16 protein-coding genes are annotated in these 19,650 nt (G+C 38.8%); 5 read left to right on the plus strand and 11 right to left on the minus strand.

Going from position 1 to position 19,650, the window contains the following annotated elements; translation table 11 throughout:
- The first annotated feature begins 154 nt into the window (after positions 1-154).
- Both sppA and ansA read left to right on the plus strand, forming a co-directional pair.
- A complete protein-coding gene (gene sppA, locus AC27JL_RS09855) occupies positions 155-2,020 on the plus strand; it encodes a signal peptide peptidase SppA (protein WP_487195518.1) in 1,866 nt (621 codons plus the stop codon).
- An 81-nt stretch (positions 2,021-2,101) separates the two neighbouring features.
- Positions 2,102-3,112 (plus strand): asparaginase, encoded by a 1,011-nt coding sequence (ansA, locus tag AC27JL_RS09860; protein WP_006794462.1) that lies wholly within the window; start codon positions 2,102-2,104, stop codon positions 3,110-3,112.
- A gap of 64 nt (positions 3,113-3,176) precedes the next feature.
- Here ansA and gndA read toward each other — a convergent pair whose 3' ends face one another.
- On the minus strand, positions 3,177-4,550 hold the full coding sequence (gene gndA / locus AC27JL_RS09865) for an NADP-dependent phosphogluconate dehydrogenase (protein WP_039036907.1): 1,374 nt from the start codon (positions 4,548-4,550) through the stop codon (positions 3,177-3,179).
- 378 nt (positions 4,551-4,928) lie between these two features.
- Between gndA and pyk the strand changes: the two genes are divergently transcribed.
- Positions 4,929-6,365: a pyruvate kinase gene (pyk, locus tag AC27JL_RS09870; RefSeq protein ID WP_039036906.1), complete on the plus strand. Its 1,437-nt coding sequence runs from the start codon at positions 4,929-4,931 to the stop codon at positions 6,363-6,365.
- Between the two features lie 57 nt (positions 6,366-6,422).
- Here the strand turns inward: pyk and AC27JL_RS09875 are convergent, their stop codons facing one another.
- The 10 genes from AC27JL_RS09875 to thrS form a co-directional block, all read right to left on the minus strand.
- Positions 6,423-7,247, minus strand: a complete 825-nt coding sequence (locus AC27JL_RS09875; protein WP_006794465.1) for a LytR/AlgR family response regulator transcription factor — start codon at positions 7,245-7,247, stop codon at positions 6,423-6,425.
- Positions 7,244-8,317: a sensor histidine kinase gene (locus AC27JL_RS09880; RefSeq protein ID WP_243533537.1), complete on the minus strand. Its 1,074-nt coding sequence runs from the start codon at positions 8,315-8,317 to the stop codon at positions 7,244-7,246. The genes AC27JL_RS09875 and AC27JL_RS09880 overlap by 4 nt, the downstream gene beginning before the upstream one ends.
- Before the next feature lie 244 nt (positions 8,318-8,561).
- Positions 8,562-10,118, minus strand: a complete 1,557-nt coding sequence (locus AC27JL_RS09885) for a SulP family inorganic anion transporter (protein WP_006794467.1) — start codon at positions 10,116-10,118, stop codon at positions 8,562-8,564.
- Positions 10,119-10,231: 113 nt separating this feature from the next.
- Complete coding sequence (locus tag AC27JL_RS09890; protein WP_002960703.1) at positions 10,232-10,690, minus strand: Lrp/AsnC family transcriptional regulator; 459 nt, start codon at positions 10,688-10,690, stop codon at positions 10,232-10,234.
- 115 nt (positions 10,691-10,805) lie between these two features.
- Positions 10,806-11,447, minus strand: coding sequence for an MBL fold metallo-hydrolase (locus AC27JL_RS09895; protein ID WP_487195519.1), 642 nt, complete (start codon positions 11,445-11,447; stop codon positions 10,806-10,808).
- Positions 11,448-11,449: 2 nt separating this feature from the next.
- Complete coding sequence (locus AC27JL_RS09900) at positions 11,450-13,267, minus strand: M14 family metallopeptidase (RefSeq protein ID WP_487195520.1); 1,818 nt, start codon at positions 13,265-13,267, stop codon at positions 11,450-11,452.
- A gap of 298 nt (positions 13,268-13,565) precedes the next feature.
- Positions 13,566-13,925: a 50S ribosomal protein L20 gene (gene rplT / locus AC27JL_RS09905; RefSeq protein ID WP_002960711.1), complete on the minus strand. Its 360-nt coding sequence runs from the start codon at positions 13,923-13,925 to the stop codon at positions 13,566-13,568.
- A 15-nt stretch (positions 13,926-13,940) separates the two neighbouring features.
- Complete coding sequence (rpmI, locus tag AC27JL_RS09910) at positions 13,941-14,141, minus strand: 50S ribosomal protein L35 (protein ID WP_002960713.1); 201 nt, start codon at positions 14,139-14,141, stop codon at positions 13,941-13,943.
- 212 nt (positions 14,142-14,353) lie between these two features.
- Entirely contained in the window at positions 14,354-14,914 is a 561-nt protein-coding gene (gene infC, locus AC27JL_RS09915; RefSeq protein ID WP_006794470.1) for a translation initiation factor IF-3, read from the minus strand.
- 59 nt (positions 14,915-14,973) lie between these two features.
- Positions 14,974-16,884 carry a threonine--tRNA ligase gene (gene thrS / locus AC27JL_RS09920; RefSeq protein WP_058428952.1) on the minus strand — a complete coding sequence of 637 codons (1,911 nt, stop codon included), beginning with the start codon at positions 16,882-16,884 and terminating at the stop codon, positions 14,974-14,976.
- A 357-nt stretch (positions 16,885-17,241) separates the two neighbouring features.
- On the opposite strand from thrS, the gene AC27JL_RS09925 reads away from it, so the two are divergent.
- Positions 17,242-17,688 carry a DUF3010 family protein gene (locus tag AC27JL_RS09925; RefSeq protein WP_006794749.1) on the plus strand — a complete coding sequence of 149 codons (447 nt, stop codon included), beginning with the start codon at positions 17,242-17,244 and terminating at the stop codon, positions 17,686-17,688.
- 185 nt (positions 17,689-17,873) lie between these two features.
- Positions 17,874-19,607 carry an AMP-binding protein gene (locus AC27JL_RS09930; RefSeq protein WP_487195521.1) on the plus strand — a complete coding sequence of 578 codons (1,734 nt, stop codon included), beginning with the start codon at positions 17,874-17,876 and terminating at the stop codon, positions 19,605-19,607.
- The last annotated feature ends 43 nt before the right edge of the window (positions 19,608-19,650 follow it).

The following is a 19,650-nucleotide window of genomic DNA, read 5'->3' on the forward strand; positions in this document are numbered from 1 at the left end:
ATTTAATGCGAGGTTGTATCGCATAATAAATCCATTGTTTTCGGTAGCTTGAACGTATTTATAAACACTTCGTTACGATTTAGCAGTTAAATTTATATTTATTCTAGGATAAGATGAAACAAATGTATTAGCTGTACCAAATTAAGGAGCTATTTTGATAGCAAAAATATTCAAAGGCATTTGGGCTGGAATAAACTTTTCTCGTCGATTAATAATCAACTTTTTGTTTGTGCTACTTGTTATTGTATTTATTGCAGGTATATCAAGCGATGATGATAAAATTATTGTAGAGGAAGGCTCTGTTCTTAGGTTAAACCTAAATGGTCCATTGGTTGAAGAAAAGTTATATGTAGATCCTATTGAGGCGGCTTTAAATGACGCAACATCAGGTAACGACCAACCAAGTGAGATTTTACTTGATGATGTTGTTGAAGTCATAAACGAAGCAGCAAAAGATAGTCGTATTAGTGTGCTACTTCTTGATTTACAAGAAATGCCTAAAGCGCATTTAAATAAACTTAAACAAATTACCAACGCTATTGAAGGCTTCAAACAAGCTGGCAAAAAAGTAATCGCTACAGGTTACTACTACACGCAAGCGCAGTATTACATTGCTGCACATGCTGACGAAATAGCGATGCATCCGTATGGAAGCGTTGCTATTGAAGGTTACGGCATGTACCCACTGTATTTTAAAGACGCACTAGAAAAGCTAGAAGTAACACAGCATATTTTCAGAGTAGGTACATTTAAATCAGCTGTTGAACCCTTTATCCGTAACGATATGTCTGATGCGGCTAAAGAAGCAAACCGTGTATGGTTAGGTGCACTTTGGAATGAATATAAGCAAGATGTTTCTGCTGCACGTCCATTCGATGAGTCAAACTTTGATGAAACTATGGATGTTTACCTAGAAAAAATGCAAGCGGCTAACGGTGATGCTGGTAAATATGCACTCGATAATCAATGGGTTGATTCGCTTAAAACAACTCAGCAAATACGCCAACAATTGATAGATTTAGTGGGTGCGCAAGAAGATGGTAAAACATTTAAACACGTATCGTTTCGTCAATACCTGAGCCTGGTTAAGCCTCCTGTCGTTTTTGATAACCCAATTACTGAGAAAGTAGCGGTTGTTGTAGCGAGAGGAACAATTGTAGATGGTGAGCGCAGAGCGGGCGAAATTGGTGGTGACTCTACCGCTGCCCTTCTTCGTAAAGCAAGACTTGATGATAAAGTAAAAGCAGTGGTACTTCGTATTGATTCAGGTGGCGGTAGTATGTTCGCATCTGAAGTTATTCGCGCAGAGGTATTAGCTCTAAAAGCAGCCGGTAAACCTGTTATCGCATCAATGAGCTCTGTTGCGGCATCTGGCGGTTACTGGATTGCATCTGCTGCAAACGAAATATGGGCTGCACCAAGTACGATTACAGGGTCGATTGGCGTATTTGGTACATTTATGACATTTGAAAATACACTATCAAAAATTGGGGTGTATTCTGATGGTGTTGCAACCACCGAAATGGCAGGTTTTTCTGTCACTCGCCCACTTAACGAAAAAATGGCTCAAGTTATTCAAATGAGTGTTGAAGAGGCTTACGGTCGATTTTTGAATGTTGTAGCTAAGGCTCGAGGCATGACGCCTGAGGAAGTTGATGCAATTGCGCAAGGTCGAGTTTGGATTGCTTCTCAAGCACTTGAACTGGGATTAATTGATAAGCTAGGTGATAAGCAAGATGCAATTGATGCTGCAGCCGCCCTTGCAAAGTTAGAAAACTACGATGTTAAAACAATCACACAAGATTTGAGCCCGCAAGAAAAAATGCTACAAGACATTTTTGGAAGTGCATCAGTGAAATCGATGTTGGGTCTTCAAACAAAAGCACCATCTGTTTTAGCAACACAAGCTAATTTAAACAGCGTCATTCAACAACTGAGTAGTGAAGTTGAAAGCCTCAAGGATTATAACGATCCACAGGGTGTGTACGCTCGTTGTTTAGAGTGTAAAGTTGCACAATAAAGGTGCGTGATCCACACTCGTTGCTTTATTTACACTAGCGACAGGTTATACTAAGCCCAGTTTTTTTACTGGGCTTTTTTTATGAAACGTAAACGCATTTATATCGCTTATACCGGCGGTACCATAGGAATGAAAAAATCAAGTCGGGGTTACATTCCCGCAGAAGGTTTCTTAACCGAAACGGTTATGAACAATGCCGAATTTAATCGTGATGAAATGCCCTTATTTGATATTCACGAATACTGTCCACTTATTGATTCATCTGACATGTCCCCTGCGCACTGGCAACTTATTGCAGATGATATAAAAAGCAAATATCAGCAATACGACGGCTTTGTTGTACTGCATGGTACAGACACCATGGCCTATACTGCATCCGCACTTTCATTCATGTTTGATAATTTAACTAAGCCCGTTATTGTTACCGGATCGCAAATTCCACTTTCTCAACTACGATCTGACGGACAGGTTAATTTGTTAAATGCAATGTACTTAGCTGCTAATTACCCAATTGCAGAAGTGAGTCTGTTTTTTAATAACCAGTTATTTAGAGGTAATAGAGCTACTAAAGCACATGCAGATGGTTTTGATGCCTTTGCTTCACCAAATTTAGAGCCTCTTGCATTATCAGGCATTAATATTCAACTTATTAAAGGCCAACTAAGTCCTTATGTTGAAAACGAACTTCAAGTAACCACAATAACGCCACAGCCAATTGGCGTACTTTATTTATACCCAGGAATAAGTACCGAGGTTGTGAAGAGCCTTGTAAACGATAACATTAAGGCTTTAGTGTTATTAAGCTTTGGCGTGGGTAATGCACCTCAAGACGATAAGTTTTTATCTGTTTTAAGTGAAGCAAGTAATAAAGGAATGATTATTGTTAATTTAACACAATGCCTAAAAGGCCAAGTCAATATGGGCGGTTACGCAACCGGCAACGCATTATTAAATATTGGCGTTATTAGTGGGTATGATATGACTTTAGAAGCCTGCCTAACCAAACTTCATTGCCTATTCAGCCAGAATCTAGAAATCGAGACTATTCGCCACTTAATGCAAGATAATATGCGTGGTGAATTAACAAGATAAAGAGTTACACATCTGCAGAATCAAAAAAGGCACGCTTATAGCGTGCCTTTTTTCTAATAAAGAATTAACGAACTTTAGCGTCAATCTCAACTAGGTCAGTCAAATGGCAGGTTTCACCACTATGGGTTTTAATGCCATGCTCACCAAAATAATCACGCTGGGCTTGAACTAGGTGCCCATTACTTGGTGTTGTTAACGTTGCTAAGTAAGTTTGTGTAGAGCTTAATACAGGAAACGCCAAACCAGACATAACTGCTTGTCCAGTTATCTTACGTAGTGCATTCGCCTCTTTATCGAGTGAATCTATAAATTCGACTCCTTGCGCCACGCTATCTAGGTAGTCAGCTCGAATAATACAACCTGCACGCCAAGTTTGTAATGTTTTCGACAAATCAACTTTCCACTGGTGTGTACGAGATGCGCCTTTAATTAGTGCTAAACCTTGGCGATACGCAAGTAAACTAGCAAGTGTAAATGCATCTTTAAGCTCTTCGAGATCAATATCAACGATATTGGTTGATTTTGAAGCGTACGTCATTTCTTGTGCAGCGGTTGTATCGCAGGCATTGGTTAGGTGTCTGGCTTGAACAGCAGCGACAAGTGATGGTACTGCAATTCCTAACTCTAGCGCGTTTTGTGCAGTCCACAAACCTGTACCTTTAGCGCCAACTTTATTATCAATAAGGTCGACTAGTGGCTCATTTTTATCATTTTCAAGGGTTAATATGTGGCTAGAGATAGAAAGTAAGTAACTATTTAACTGCCCTTGTGACCACTCATCAAATATTGCAGCTACTTCTTTTGGAGAACGGTTAGTTCCTGAGCGTAGTAATTGATACATTTCCGCAATGAGTTGCATAAGTGCATATTCAATGCCGTTGTGAACCATTTTAACAAAGTGTCCACTTGCCGATTGGCCAACACGTGCAAAACAAGAGCTACCATTGTAACTTGCTGCTACTTTTTCAAACCATGGTTCGATACGTTCCCAGCCACCTTCTGATCCACTGGCCATCATTGCTGGGCCATGGCGGGCACCTTCGGCACCACCAGAAATACCCATGGTGGCAAACTCAAATTTGTTTTGGTATTTGAGTTTACGCGTTATACCATCTTTATAATTACTGTTACCACAGTCAACTATAATATCATCACACTCTACGCCTGCGTTTACCAATTCATTACAAACGGTATCTACTAACTCACCCGCAGGAACAAGTAATAAAATAGAACGAGGTGCTTCTAAACGCCTTACCATGTCTCCTAAATCAGAAACAATGTGAAGTTTGTCAGCCATGCCTTGAGATTTAGCACAACTTATTAACTCTTCACCCGCATGTGGGTTTTTGTCATAAGCAACAAGCGTTATCCCCTTTTCTATCAAATTTAGGGCAAGATTTTTCCCCATAACGCCTAACCCGACTAATGCAACTTGCATTTAGTGTCCTCCTCGGTAACAACTATTTGGTTAGAAAATTCAATGTATTCATTCAATAATACCGCATGCTTTATACGTATACAGTAATAAAATACTAACAATGAGCCAATACAAAGTAATATTTCACTACAGGTATAAAAGCCTCGCAATTATATCAAATATCATCGAGCAAAGGGTGACTAAAAGCAAAGCAAATTAAAATTATGATCATTGACGCATTTTGACACCGGTGTCATAATGATGACACAATAGTTTTGTATAAAATAGTGGCAATTCTTTTAGCCTTGCCTACAACTAAAGATATAGCTTTATAAAGCTATATCTATCGTAAACAAAATAACCGTCAACCTGCTTTCACCAAGCACACAGGAGAAATTGATGCTAAGACGCACAAAAATAGTCGCTACCCTTGGGCCCGCTACCGATAGAGATAACAACTTAGAAAAAATTATTCGCGCAGGCGCAAACGTAGTACGTTTAAACTTCTCACACGGTGTGGCTCAAGATCATAAAGACCGTGCACAAGCAGTTCGTGATATTGCAAAACGATTGAACAAACATATTGCTATCCTTGCCGACCTTCAAGGTCCTAAAATCCGTGTATCAACGTTCAAAGAAGGCAAAGTAACCCTAGAAGTGGGTGCTAAGTTTATTCTTGATGCAAAAATGGAAAAAGGGCAAGGCGATGTAAGCGCTGTAGGTATCGATTATAAAGAGCTTCCACAAGACGTATCTCCTAACGATTTACTTCTTTTAAATGATGGTTTAATTCAACTTACAGTTGATAAAGTAGTTGATCATCTAGTTCACTGTACCGTTACAGTGGGAGGTGTTTTATCAAATAATAAAGGGATTAACCGTTTGGGTGGTGGATTAACTGCCCCTGCGTTTACTGATAAAGACAAAGAAGATTTAATCACAGCAGCAGAAATCGATGTAGATTATATTGCGGTATCTTTCCCACGTAGTGGTGATGATATGCGTTACGTTCGTTCTTTAGCAGAAGCAGCTGGCTCTAAAGCGCAACTTCTTGCAAAAATTGAACGTGCTGAAGCTGTAGAAACGCAAGAAGCGATTGACGACATTGTACTTGCTTCAGATGCTGTTATGGTTGCGCGTGGTGACTTAGGTGTAGAAATTGGAGATGCTGCGTTAATGGGCAAGCAAAAGCTTATTATTCGTCGTGCTCGTTCATTGAACCGTACTGTTGTTACAGCAACGCAAATGATGGAATCAATGATTGATAATCCAATGCCAACACGTGCTGAAGTAATGGATGTTGCAAACGCAGTGCTTGATGGTACCGACGCTGTAATGCTTTCTGCAGAAACCGCAGCGGGTGATTACCCTGAAGAAACTGTAGCGACTATGGCGCGAGTTTGTTTAGGTGCTGAGTCACAAAAAGAAACACACGTATCTAAGCACCGTTTAGATAGCCGTTTTTCTAATAATGCAGAATCAATTGCATTATCTGCTATGTATGCAGCAAACCATTTAGACTCTGTTAAAGCTATTGTAACGCTTACTGAATCAGGTAGCACAGCAAAACTAATGTCACGTATTAGTTCGGGTTTACCAATCTACTCACTATCTCGTCATGCTAGTACGCTTGGTCAAACCGCACTTTATCGTGGTGTTTACCCTGTGTTTTTTGATTCAACACAAACAGAAAAAGATGCAATGGTTAAAGCAGCTTTAGATACGCTTGTTGCCCAAGGATCATTAGCGTCAGGTGATACTGTGATTTTAACGCATGGTGATTCAATGGAAACGGTTGGCGCAACAAATACAATGAAAATTGTTACTGTTGAGTAATTAACGCTTTAAAAAAAATGCGAGCTTAGCTCGCATTTTTTATTTCTAACTATAATTTTAGCTCGCTAATGCTGCTTTTACTTTATCTCGGTAACTTCGGCTTACTTTTAACTCTTGTCCATTTTCTAAAACAAGTAAATACTCGCCACTAACCTGTGTTACTAATTTACTGATTTGTTTTGTATTTACAATTGCGCTGCGATGAACCCTAACAAATAAATGAGGGTCGAGCTCTTGCTCAAGTTCTTTCATTGTTTTACGTAATATATGTGTTTGTCCATCTTGGCAATGTAAACACATATAATCACCTGCTGCATCAACCCATTGAATGGTTGCTGCTGGAACACGAATAATTTCGCCCTGCTCTTTTACTGCCAACGACTCTGGGTAACGTTTATCAGCTAAAGTATCACCGGTTGCCAGCTTTTTGAGAATTTCTTCACAGTTATTTCCGGTAATGCCAGCTACAAAACTCGCGAGTTTTTTCTTATGGGCGTTGTCTTGTTGCGTTTTTAAATAGGTATGCACTTTTTCTACCGCCTGTTTTAGTCTGTTATCATCAACGGGTTTTAAAATGTAATCCAATGCATGAATTTCAAATGCTTTTACTGCAAATTGATCAAATGCGGTAACAAACACGATTGCAGGTAGTACTTTAGTGCTTTCACTTAACGCGCGAGCAACTTCAAAACCATTCATGCCTGGCATTTGAATATCTAAAAATACTAAATCTATTTTTTCGTTTTTACACGTCTGTATTGCATCTGCACCTGAACTGCATAATTTAATAACTTCAATATCATCAAATTCTGAAAGTCTTACATCTAAACCTTTGCGCGCTAATGGTTCATCATCAACAATAAGCGTTCTGATTTTCATCATTTCTTCACAGCCTTCTCAAACGGCACTCGCAGATTAACTTTTAATCCACTTGGCGTATTATGTGATAATACAAACGAATAATTATTTTCGTAGAGCGTTTTTAATCTATCTTTGGTATTTGCAATGCCAACACCTTGTGCGTTAACAAGCTTGCCATTTTCTAATTCTGTGCCAGGCCCGTTATCTCCCACTTCAAGGAGTAATTCGTTAGCAAACACTTGGGCTTTGATATCAATTACACCACCTTCAGATAAGTGGGCAATCGCATATTTAATTGCGTTCTCAATAATAGGTTGCAATATAAGACTAGGCACAAGCGCTTGTTTTGCTTGTTCACTTACGTCTATGTTTACCTTTAAACGTTCATCAAAACGTACTCTCTCAATATCAAGGTATAGCTTTAATGCATGTAACTCTTGCTCAAGTGGTACTTTTTTTATGGGATCGGTATTTAATGTGTATCTTAAAAAGTCACTCAATTTAGAGACCATTAAGTTAGCATCTTTATTTTCTTTTACCAAAACTAATGTTGAAATTGCATTTAGCGTATTAAATAAAAAATGCGGGTTAAGCTGATACCTAAGCATTTTTAATTGGGCTTCGTGGGCCATTGTAGTGGCTTTTAATGCTTTTTGACGTTCACTTTGCAATAGCTGATAATATTTAACGCCAAAGTACAAACCACTCCAACACAAAATAATGTAAACAGAATCCAATCCTTGTTGCAGGTAATAAAACCACTCTTCTGGCCTGTAACCATGGCGATATATTTCCCATAGATTAAATTTTTGTACAACAGCCCATAATGTACCCGTTACATAAGATGAACCAAACACCACTAACATCAGCACTATAGGTGAAGCATTCCAAACTGTACGGTAAATATAGCGAAGAGGTACTGTCATAAGACAGCCAGCATAAGCATTTAATAATATAACGAATACGTAAATATCACGCATTTCAAATACTTTAGAACCAATGTAATTGACAAGCGCATACCCTATCCAGCCCGCAATCTGCAAAAGCCAAAAAAAGCGCTGACGGTTATCAATTAAAGATTGCCAATTCAAAATTTACACTGTCTCCAAAATAGTAACTACTTTAAAATCTATTCTTAGCTTGTATTTATTAATAACTAATTAATTTTATAAATAAACTAATTCATATCACCGCCTATTATATAGATTTACGAGGCTGTTTAGCACTACCGCCTATCTTAGTTTTTAATACAATCAACGCAAACTCTACTCACACGCAATAAAAAAGCGAAAGGTGTTACCCTTTCGCTTTCGTTCATACGTTGATAGTTAGTATTTAAGCTAGCTTATCTGACGCAACTTTATAAGTAGGATCTTCTATTACATTGACCTCAACTAAATCACGCGCTTTGTGCAGTAACTGAGTACAGTCTTTACTTAAATGACGCAAATGAAGCTGTTTACCTGCTTTAGTATATTTATCAGCTAATGCGTCAATAGCCTCTATTGCACTGTGATCTGATACACGGCTATGTTTAAACTCTACAATAACGTTCTCTGGGTCATTTTTAACATCAAATAATTCAGAAAAGTTTTTAACTGAACCAAAAAATAATGGCCCATGTAACTCATATACTTTTGAGCCTTCTTCATCAATGTAGTTAGTTGTGTAAATATGCTTAGCATGTTGCCATGCAAAAACAAGTGCAGACACGATGACACCTACACACACTGCAATCGCTAAATCGGTAATCACCGTTACACCTGAAACCAACACGATTACAAAGGCATCTGACAATGGAACGCGCTTCATCATTTTAAAACTTGCCCATTCAAATGTACCAAGCACAACCATAAACATAACCCCAACAAGTGCGGCAAGTGGGATCATTTCAATTAAACTTGAGGCAAAAATGATAAATGCTAGCAACATTAATGCTGCACTGATACCTGATAAACGTGAACGACCGCCAGAATTAATATTAATCATTGATTGGCCAATCATTGCACAACCACCCATTGCACCAAAAAAACCACACGTTATATTTGCAGCGCCTTGGCCAATACACTCTTTGTTACTGTGACCACGCGTTTCAGTAATTTCATCAATTAAGCTAAGCGTTAATAATGATTCTATTAGGCCGATAGCAGCAAGTATCAGTGCGTAAGGGAAGATAATTTGCAGTGTATCTAAATTAAATGGCACCATAGGAATATGAAACTCTGGCAACCCACCTGCGATTGTTGCTGCTTCATCACCTGTCATCCCTTTTAAAAAATCTAATACGGTATGTGCTTCAAGGTCTAAACCAATCACTAAGCCTGTAACCGTCACAATCGCAACTAAAGATGAAGGAATAGCCGTTGTTAACTTAGGAAGGAAATGAATAATCCCCATAGTTAGCGCGACTAGCCCTAGCATAATAAACAATGGTTCACCCGTCATCCATTGCTGACCGCCCATACCGTCAGGTACTTTAAACTGACCTAACTGGGCTAAAAATATAACAATAGCTAAGCCGTTTACAAACCCTAGCATTACAGGATGCGGTACCATACGAATAAACTTACCGAGCTTGAATATTCCCGCGAGTATTTGCAAAATACCCATCAACAGCACGGTTGCGAAGAGATACTCAACACCATGATCAAGTACTAAACTTACCATAACAACCGCTAATGCACCGGTAGCACCTGAAATCATACCAGGGCGGCCGCCAAATATAGCCGTAATTAAACCTACGATAAACGCGGCATATAGACCAACTAAAGGTTCTACATTTGCTACAAAGGCAAACGCAACAGCTTCTGGCACTAAGGCTAACGCCACAGTTAAACCAGATAGAATATCGTTTTTAGCAGAGCTTGGCGCCCTACTGAGTAAGTTAAACATTGAGATCCTCAGGTGTGTTTTGGGTATAAAAAAAGCGCTAAATTCTAGCAAATTAGCGCTCATTTAACAATTACATTGTCTTTTAAACTAAATAGCTCTAAAAAGTTATTCGTTTACAAAGGAAGAGAAGTGCTTCGTTTTACACATGTCATTGTTACGTTTGAATGCACTTCCTGTACATATTCTAAACTTAATAAGTTATCTCTAACAAAATGTTCGTAACCCTCTATACCTTGCGAGATTATACGTAACATAAAATCCATGGTACCAGCCATTGTATAACACTCAGTAACTTCATCATAACTCATGATCAGCTTTTCAAACTCAGCCAGATTTTTTTTACCATGGTTAGATAAACGCACATGTGCGTATACCAGCATATCAAAGCCTAGTTTCTTTTCATCTAACAATGCCACTTTGCTTTTTATGTAGCCGTCTTGTTCAAGTTTAGCAATTCGACGCCAACAAGGTGATTGAGATAAGCCTACTTTGTCGGCTATTTCAGCAGTTGATAGACTTGCGTCTTGTTGCAAAAGTGCCAAAATTTGGCGATCTACGTGATTTAGAGACATTTTATTTCTTATTTATCAAATAAACTGGTTAAATTATACAACCATTTTTAAAAACAGTCTGCTTATTTTTAGTTTTTCTATGTATAAATTACTCATAATTAATACATTTAACCCACTATCCGTACTGCCCACTCACAAAAGGGTTCGTTTTAATTTCATGCTCTACCGTTGTTTCACTGCCATGCCCCGACAAAATCGCGGTCTTCACCGGCAAGGTTAGTATATTAGCCTTAATAGATTCTAAAAGTTGTTGACTATTGCCTTGTGGAAAGTCGGTTCGCCCCACGGAGCCTTTAAATATAACGTCACCAACAATTACACATTTATTATTGTGTTCATAAAATACAATATGTCCTGGCGTATGACCTGGGCAATGCATTACATCGAATTTTAATTTACCTAGGCTCAAAGTATCACCATGCGATAGCCACGCATCTGGGTAAAAAGGATCAATAGGAGGAAAACCAAACATTTGAGCTTGCATTGGTAAATTATCAAACCAAAAACGTTCATCCTTGTGCGGGCCAATAATTTTAATATCAAACTGCCTACGAAGCACTTCAGCTGCACCAACATGGTCTAAGTGCCCATGGGTTAACCAAACCGCTTTTAAGGTTAAACTATTACTCGTTAAAGTAGCTATTATCTTATCGCTGTCACCACCGGGGTCGACAACGATTGCTTCTTGAGTACTTTCGCAAGCTATTATTCTGCAATTTTGTGCAAAAGGTGTCACTGGTATTGTTATAATTTTCATCGCTATATTTCTTTATCTTTTTGTTCTCGTATTGCTATTTCTTCTTCAAACGACATAAGTATTGGATACTTTAAATAAGCTTGGTCATAAAACGGGCTATGCTCATACAACCAGTTTAAGCGAGCATTAGCATCATTAGCGAATGACTTATCATTTTTTAGCTTTTTATCAAATGCTAATGCAAGTTTTGGATTATCTTTTAGCATTTGACGGGCAAACGGGATTAGCGCGTAGTTTTCCATGTATTCTGTTCGTTGAAAAACAGTATTAAACTCACCCCATGCAAAAAATGAATCCGGTGCCTCCGGGTGCAGCAAATGAACAGCTAATTCTCCTGCCTTTTGTTGAGTTGTCACTTCAAACCAACCGTCTAAATTTACATTAATAGCAGGCTTATAATCAAAATTAGCCGTTACTCTAAATCGTCCTTCAAACGGTGACTTAGCAAAAGAGTACTCATTTATTTTGGCCTGTTTTAATGGTTGTGTATTTTCACCAACTAATTTGTTCACAGACACACCATGAAGCGATAACTTCTCAATTAAATCCGTGTAAACAGGTGGTATAAAAAATGCCTTAGGCACTTCAACACGCTTTTGTACGTCTTTTTGCCAATATACAGGGAGGTTTGTATATGCTTCTTTCTCGCCAATATATTGAACTTCTGTTTGACCTGATAACGTACTCATTTTTGAGGTATAACGAATACCTTTGAATTCAATTTCAACAGGAGTTTCACTATACCCTCGTTGAACAATAAGCTCTTTTGGCACAAATGCCTGTTCTTTTTTTACTGCATTAGCTAGTTCATGGCTGTGATTTGATAAGGCATCAATTGCACCATCAATAAATACATAAGTTCCTAACACACGTTGCTTATAGGGTTTCAGGGAGTGGTTTTCGACTAAAATTGTAGGTAAAGACTTTAAGTCGCCCCAACCATTTGAAAACCGTGGTGTAGCAACCCAACCTGCAAGCCCTTCTTTAAAGTTTCGCTTATTCATAACAAATACAAGTGGTCCAGGTATATGGCCTTGCGATGCTAACTTTTCATCTATTACAGGTTTGAAGTATTGGTCTAGGGCAGCAGATATAGCAGGTGATTCGCTCGCAAAAACCGGGTTATACCCATAGGTGACATCGTATTGATAATCTGCACCGTCAGTAACGTGCACATCAACATACAGATTTGGGTTATAGTCATTAATAACCTTCAAAACACTTTTAACTTCGGGTGTATCAAGTTTTGTAAAGTCACGGTTTAAATTTAAATTATTTGCATTAGTTCTAAAACCCATTTTACTTGGGCCGCGTTGATTAATACGGTTGAAGTGGCCGCTTCTTTCATGTCCGTCAACGTTTAAAATTGGGATAAACAAAATATTTACTTTCTTTAAAATATCCCTGCGTTTGCCTGTCGCTATATCGCGTAACAACATAAACATGGCGTCTTTACCGTCAATCTCGCCAGCATGAATTCCCGCTTGAACAAGCACTGTAGGCTTGGTGCTATTAGCAAGCTGATCTGCATCAAAAAAACCTTGCTCACTCGCTACAACCATTTTAATAGCGCGCTTACTACTACTATAACCAATTATTTGCGATTTGAATTGAGTTGGGTTTGCAGCAACTAAACGCTCTACAAAAGCCATTGTGTTTTTGTAGTCAGGAGATATATAACCATCTGAAAGTTCAAAATCCGTTGTCAGAGGACCTGCCTGTTGTATCAGCGATAAGCTTTGTCCTTGCCAAGGTAGCAAAGGTGGTAAATGGCTGTCGTAAGTCATACTTGCAGATAAAAAAAGTAAGCTGGCTAACATATTATTCTCAAAAAAACGCTTTAATGGCCAAATTATAACAACTTAACTGATCGTTACGAAAAAACTGCGGTAGTTCAACAAAAAACACAGCCTAAGGTAATTTAATAATGGATCAAAAATGCTTTATTGGTATTTCAGCACAATTAGCATCCAATTAAATACAGCTGGGTCTTTAAATTAATAACAGCTTATCTTACTCGGGAACTTAGAATAGCTTTTATGTGGTGGGGTTTTCATTGCAAATTTTAGGCACAAAAAAAGGAGCCAATGGGCTCCTTTTCAGTTCTTATAAAAAAGCTTAAGCGGCTAGGCCTTCTTTAGCTTTTTCTACAAGCGCTGCGAATGCAACTTGGTCGTAAACAGCGATATCTGCAAGGATCTTACGATCGATTTCTACAGAAGTCTTTTTAAGACCATTGATAAAACGGCTGTAAGACAGACCATTTTGACGTGAAGCAGCATTGATACGTGCAATCCATAATTGACGGAAAGTACGTTTCTTCGCACGACGGTCACGGTAAGCGTATTGACCCGCTTTAGTAACAGCCTGGAAAGCTACGCGGTAAACACGTGAACGTGCTCCGTAGTAACCTTTTGCTTGTTTTAAAACTTTTTTGTGACGTGCACGTGCGACAACGCCGCGTTTAACTCTTGCCATTTCTAAAAACCCCTATTAAGCGAACGGTAACATACGTGAAACTAGACCATGGTCATTTTTATGAACCATCATCTTAGGACGTAGGTGTAACTTACGCTTAGAAGTTTTCTTAGTCAGAATATGACGAAGATGCGCTTGTTTACGCTTGAAACCGCCAGAAGCAGTCTTTTTGAAACGCTTAGCAGCGCCACTGTGACTTTTTAGCTTATAAGCCATTGCAATAACTCCAATTGTATTGCCTTTAAATTAGTAAGCAGGCGTGAGGTATATTTCTATAGCTCCACTTTTAGGCCTAACTTACTGCCATGTTCCGGTGAAAGCCCAACATAAAATGTTGCAACTTTACTTTAAAACCGGTTAACTCAGGTGAATATTTGCATATTGCTTGCAGACCTGAGCTAAATTCGGTGCGCATTATTACTTAAAAATTACTTTTTAGCAATAGGTGCCATCATCATAACCATTTGACGGCCTTCAACGCGATTTGGGAAAGACTCAACGACTGCTAAATCTTCTAAATCGCCTTTAACGCGGTTTAATAGTTCGATGCCAATTTCTTGGTGAGCCATTTCACGGCCACGGAAGCGGATGGTAATTTTAGCTTTATCGCCAGCTTCTAAGAACTTACGTAAGTTGCGAAGCTTAACCTGATAATCACCTTCATCCGTACCAGGACGGAATTTGATTTCTTTAATCTGGATTTGCTTTTGCTTCTTCTTCTGCTCTTTCAGTTCTTTGCTTTTTTCAAAGATGAACTTACCGTAGTCCATAACCTTACAAACAGGCGGCTCTGCGTTTGGGCTAATCTCTACAAGATCAACACCCGCTGCATCAGCCATAGCTTGTGCGTCTTTTAATGACTGAATGCCAGCTTGTTCGCCGTCGATGTCGATTAAACGAACTTCTTGAGCTGTAATTTCTTCGTTAATACGATTTTTTTGAGCTGTTTGTTGCCCTTTCTTGCCGCCTCTAATGGTACGTTCCTCCAAGAATATCAATAATATAAGCGTGTAGATGACTTTTAGTTACAGCCCTACACGCTCGATTTTTACTGTCGATTTTTAATCTCTTCGCTTATTTTAGCTACAAAGTCATCGACATTAAATTTACCCAGGTCTTCACCTGTTCGCGTACGAACCGCTACTTCTTGTTGTTCAACTTCTTTGTCGCCAACAACCAGTAAGTAAGGTATACGCTTTAATGTATGCTCACGGATTTTAAAGCCAATCTTCTCATTTCTCAAGTCAGCAGCGGCTCTAATTCCAAGTTTATTTAATTTTTGTACAATTTCGTGCACGTAATCTGCTTGTTTATCGGTAATATTCATAATTACCACTTGCTTTGGAGCAAGCCACGTTGGGAATAAACCAGCGTATTCTTCAGTTAAAATACCGATAAAGCGCTCAATTGAGCCTAAAATAGCACGGTGTATCATAACTGGAGTGCGTCGTTCGTTGTTTTCTGCTACATAAGTAGCGCCTAAACGACCCGGAAGTGCAAAATCTAGTTGCACTGTACCACATTGCCACGCTCTGTCTAAACAATCGTACAAAGTAAATTCAATTTTAGGTCCGTAAAAGGCACCTTCACCTGGTAGGTAATCAAATTCAATGTCGTTTGCCTTAAGTGCATCAGCTAATGCAACCTCTGCTTTGTCCCAAATTTCATCGTCACCAATACGTTTTTCAGGACGCGTAGAAAGCTTAACTACAATTTTGTCAAAACCGAATGTCTCATAGGTATCATAAACCATCTTAATACACGCTGAAACTTCGTCCATTACTTGCTCTTCTGTACAGAACACGTGAGCATCATCTTGTGTAAAGCCACGTACACGCATTAAGCCGTGTAAAGCGCCTGATGGTTCGTTACGGTGACAACAACCAAACTCGGCCATACGCAGTGGTAAATCACGGTACGATTTTAAACCTTGGTTAAAAATTTGCACGTGACCCGGGCAATTCATTGGTTTAATAGCGTATTCGCGCTTTTCAGACTCTGTGGTGAACATGGCGTCTGAGTATTTATCCCAGTGACCAGATTTTTCCCACAAAGATCGGTCCATCATCATTGGACCTTTTACTTCTTCGTATTGGTATTCACGTAATTTTTCACGAACAAACTCTTCAAGCTCACGGTAAATGCTCCAACCATCGTTGTGCCAAAATACCATACCTGGCGCTTCTTCTTGCCAGTGCCATAAATCTAGAGCCTTACCAATACGACGGTGATCACGCTTTTCAGCCTCTTCTAAGCGTTTAAGGTACGCTTTAAGTTGCTTTTTATCACCCCATGCTGTGCCGTAAATACGCTGTAGCATTTTGTTTTCTGAATCACCACGCCAGTACGCACCTGCTACTTTCATTATTTTGAAGTTTTGGCAGAATTTCATGTTAGGTACATGAGGACCACGACACATGTCTACGTATTCTTCGTGGTGGTATAATCCTGGGCGATCATCTTTTGCAATGTTTTCGTCCAAAATTTCCATTTTGTATGTTTCGCCACGCGCTTCAAACGTATCGCGAGCTTCTTGCCAGCTTACTGTTTTTTTCACTACGTCGTAGTTTGTTTTTGCAAGTTGCAACATACGCTTTTCAATGGCATCTAAGTCATCTTGTGACAAAGAATGTTCCATATCGATATCGTAGTAAAAACCGTTATCAATAGTTGGACCAATAGCCATTTTTGCTTCAGGGAAAAGTTGCTTAACCGCATGACCTATTAAGTGAGCACACGAGTGACGAATAATCTCAAGTCCGTCTTCATCTTTTGCTGTGATGATCTCAAGGCGTGCATCATCATTAATTAGGTCACATGCATCAACACGGTCGCCATTAACACGACCAGCAATGGTTGCTTTGGCTAGGCCTGGACCAATATCGTTTGCAACATCAAGGGTACTTACAGGGTTTTCAAAACTACGCTGACTGCCGTCAGGAAGGGTAATAACTGGCATTATAAATCCTTACATACAGTGGTGACACCTACAATGTATCACGTGTATTTTAAATAAAATTAAATGAGAATGACTCGACAACGCTCTTACGAATAAGCATTGACTATTTTTCGCCTAACAGGCTGATGTAGATGCTGAGTCTGCTCAACTACAAAAATATATTGTCGCGTGAGCGAGAAACAATTACAAGTTTAAAGGCGCTGTAATCAATGTTATTTTGCGTAAGTTTGTAAATATAGTTAAAAACGATGACAATTTTGAGAAATGCATAGTAAGAATTCACCTTATTGCTTATTCTCGCAATTTATTCGATGTTGCGTATAATACGCAATAATTAAGTTTTATTAGAGAACAGCAATGAGAACATGTGGTGTAGAAATTACCGGTAGTGACGTACTACTTTGTATTTTAAGTAAAGATAACGACGTTTTTGATATTCGCGATGTGCGTCAAACACGTTTTACTTTAGGTAATGGTAACGACACTGAAATAATGCGCAAATTTCAATTTGATTTTGCAAAGCTAATGCAAGATTACCAAATTGACTCTGTTGCCATTCGCGAACGCCAACCAAAAGGTAAATTTGCCGGCAGTGCGAAAGGCTTTAAAATGGAAACCGCTATTCAGCTCATTGAAAACCTAGATGTACGCGTATTCTCAACTACAGAGATTAAAGAGCAAGTTAAGCGTAATCCTATCCCTATTGCATTTGAGGAAACAGGCCTTAAAAAGTACCAAGAAAATGCATTTGTGAACGCCTACGTATACATAATGAAAAAAACGTATCGTAGTGACGAAATGTAATTTAAAACGTTTAAAGTTTTTTAAATTATGAACGCGCCAATATGGCGCGTTTTTTATTGCTACTATTTTACTGGCTATATCTTTACTTATAATACATTAGTCTAACCACCCTTCTTTTTGTCGACAATGTGTGTTTATTTAGTTCCTAGTTTATGTAATACACACACATCGACACGGAGAAAAACATGCACACACAACATAAAACGGTTAAAGAAGTAGAAGTAATAAATTCATTACCGTTGTCTAAAAGCTATTTTAAAGGCTCACAAAATACAGCTTTAACCAATAAAACCATTGGTGCCTACTTCGACTTCATTGTCGACAAAAACCCTAACTCGCTTGCGGTAGTGGTCAATCATCAAAACATTCGTTTAACCTACAAAGAATTTCAAAAAGAGGTTAATCAACTCGCTATGGGGCTATTAGCCATCGGTGTTAAACCAGGCGATCGGGTCGGAATATGGTCACCTAATAATATACAGTGGTGCTTAACTCAATTCGCTACCGCAAAAATTGGTGCCATTATGGTTTGCATTAACCCAGCCTATCGGCCAAATGAACTTCAATATGCATTAAATAGCGTTGAATGCTCAACACTCATTACCGCTTCACAATTTAAAGGCAGCAACTATATAGAAATGCTAAATAGTCTAGCGCCAGAACTTAAACATTGTGACAGTGGCAAGCTTTCAGCTAAAGCTCTACCCAATCTTAAGAATGTAATTCGTATTGGTAATGAAGTAAGCGCTGGCATGTTTTCGTTTTCCGATATTATGCGTATGGCAACGCCAGCTCATGAGCTTGAACTTAATGCTATTGCTACAAATTTAAATGCCGAACAGGATATAAATATACAATTCACTTCAGGCACAACAGGTAACCCAAAAGGCGCTACACTCACTCACAAAAACATATTAAATAATGCGCTTTTTGTTGGCGATTCTATGCATTTTACTGAGCACGACAAGCTTTGTATTCCAGTGCCTTTATATCATTGCTTTGGTATGGTTTTAGGTAGTCTCTTATGCGTTACTAAAGGTGCCGCAGCCATTTATCCGAGTGATTCGTTTGACGCCAAAACAACGCTTGATGTAATTGAACAAGAAGGTTGTACAGCATTGCACGGTGTTCCCACTATGTTTATTAGTCAACTTGAGCTCAGTACCTTTAATGAATATGACTTAAGGTCACTCAGAACCGGTGTTATGGCAGGCTCTACTTGTCCAGAACAAGTCATGCGCAAAGTTCAAACACAAATGAATATGCACCAAGTTTTAATTGCCTATGGGCAAACTGAATGCAGCCCAATCAATAATATAACCGAAACTGATTCATCAATAGAGCGCCAAGTAACAACCGTTGGCCGCGCCCTTGCACATACTGAGGTAAAAATTATTGATGAACTGGGTAACATTCAAAAAATAGGTTTACCCGGTGAAGTATGCTCAAAAGGCGTAGGGATAATGCGCTGCTATTGGAATGACGAAGAAAAAACAAAAGCCACAATAGATAGTGACGGCTGGCTTCATTCAGGCGATTTAGGTGTTATGGATAGCGAAGGGTTTGTGAGTATTGTTGGACGAATTAAAGACATGATTATCCGTGGTGGAGAAAACGTTTACCCTCGAGAAATTGAAGAGGTGCTTTATACTTATCCAGGCATACAAGACGCCGCAGTATTTGGTATCAGCGATGAAAAATACGGTGAAGAAGTGTGTGCATGGATCCAACCAAAGGAAGATACAACACTCGATGAACAAGCGATTCGTGCTTTTTTACAAGACAAACTAGCCTACTTTAAAATGCCTCGGTATATTCGCTTTGTAGAAAGTTACCCTATGACAGTGACAGGCAAACTACAAAAGTTCAAAATGCGAGAACAAATGCAAGAAGTATTATCAAGTAAATTATTTTCATAATATAAACTTGCCCAGCATGACACAATATATATGTTGGGCCATT

The sequence above is a fragment of the Pseudoalteromonas sp. 4NS20-0020 genome (genome assembly GCF_057554385.1).